3 protein-coding genes are annotated in these 1,364 nt (G+C 73.5%); all 3 read right to left on the bottom strand.

Annotated features, from left to right (window positions below):
• Positions 1 to 265, bottom strand: a 265-nt coding sequence (locus H5J29_RS32820) for a TetR/AcrR family transcriptional regulator (RefSeq protein ID WP_181784780.1), incomplete at its 3' end; no start/stop codon positions are given.
• Positions 262 to 1,008, bottom strand: coding sequence for an SDR family NAD(P)-dependent oxidoreductase (locus H5J29_RS32815; protein ID WP_181784779.1), 747 nt, complete (start codon positions 1,006 to 1,008; stop codon positions 262 to 264). The genes H5J29_RS32820 and H5J29_RS32815, both read right to left, overlap by 4 nt.
• Positions 1,009 to 1,065: 57 nt before the next feature.
• Positions 1,066 to 1,260 (bottom strand): hypothetical protein, encoded by a 195-nt coding sequence (locus H5J29_RS32810; RefSeq protein WP_181784778.1) that lies wholly within the window; start codon positions 1,258 to 1,260, stop codon positions 1,066 to 1,068.
• Positions 1,261 to 1,364: the final 104 nt, after the last annotated feature.

The raw sequence follows: 1,364 nt of genomic DNA, 5'->3' as shown, positions 1-1,364 counted from the left end.
CGAGGGCCGCCTCGTACTCGTCGAGCAGGCTGTGCCGGGCGGTCTCGATGTCCGGCGCGTGCCGCTCGACGAGGGCCCGCACCAGGCCGTCCCGGTCGGTGAACCAGTACTGGGCGGCGATGACGTTCCGCGCGCCCGCGGCCCGGCCGATCTCCCGCAGCGACACCGACTCGCTGCCACGCTCGGCGAACAGCGCCTCCGCGGCGTCGAGCAGCCGGGACCGGGTGTCCGGTCGGGCCGCCTGGCTCGCCTCGGTGCCGGTCATGCGGGCGACCAGGCCGCACCACCGTCGACCTTCAGGATCGAGCCGGTGGTGTAGCTGGAGTCCGCGCTGGTCAGGTACCGGACCGCGCCGACGATCTCCGCCGCCTCGCCGACCCGGCCCGCCGGGGTGGCCGCCGCCTTCTCGAACATCTCCGCGCCCCAGGCCTTGCTGATGTCGGTCCGGAACATGCCCGGCATGACGCCGTTGACCCGCACGGTCGGCCCGAACGAGCGGGCCAGGCCGAGGGTCAACGCGTTGAGCCCCGCCTTGGCCGCAGCGTACGGCAGCTCCTGGGGCGCGGGGACGACGGCGGCGACGCTGCTGACGTTGACGATCTGCCCGCCCCCGCCCTTCGCCATCGCCTCGCCCGCGCGCACGGCCAACCGGAAGGGGCCCTTGAGGTTCACGCCGATGACCTTGTCGAACAGGTCCTCGCCGACCTCGCCGAGGCTGGGGTAGAGCGGGGACATGCCTGCGTTGTTGACCAGCACGTCGATCCGGCCCCAGGTGTCCAGGACGCGGTCGACCAGCGCGTCGCAGTCCGCCCAGTGCCCGACGTGGCAGCCGACCCCGAGCGCCTCGACGCCGAACTCGCGCCGCAGCTCCTGCGCGAGCTCCTCGCAGGCGGGTGCCTTGCGGCTGGCGACGACCACCCGGAACCCCCGCGCGGCCAGGTCCCGACAGATCTCGCGGCCCATGCCCCGGCTCCCGCCGGTGACGACGGCGACCTTGCCGTCCACCATGGCTACCCCTCTCGTCAATGCGACTGCATCAAGGAGCGCCAGCCTAACCCGGCCCGGCTACCGCGTGGAGCCCTTCTCGCGCCACTCCTTGTCGGCCTCGTCGGCCGCCTCGGTCCGCTCCTTGGCGATCTCCAGGGCGCGCGCTGCGGTCTCCTTGTCCGGGTACGGGCCGAGGCGGTCGGCGGACCGGCAGCCGTCCGGGCCCTCCACCGCGTTGTGCTTGAGGCAGTAGTACCAGCGCTCCTCGCTCATGGCGGCAGCCTGTCAGGTCACCCCGCCTCCTGTCATGGTCGACCCGCTGAGCACCGCGACCACGACGGCCGCGACCTGCTCGGCGATCGCCTCGGGCGGCGCCA

The sequence above is a fragment of the Pseudonocardia pini genome (assembly GCF_013870575.1).
GTDB lineage: Bacteria > Actinomycetota > Actinomycetes > Mycobacteriales > Pseudonocardiaceae > Pseudonocardia > Pseudonocardia pini.
The sequence above is the reverse complement of the archived record's forward strand: the minus strand, read 5'-3'. Positions and strand labels throughout refer to the sequence as shown.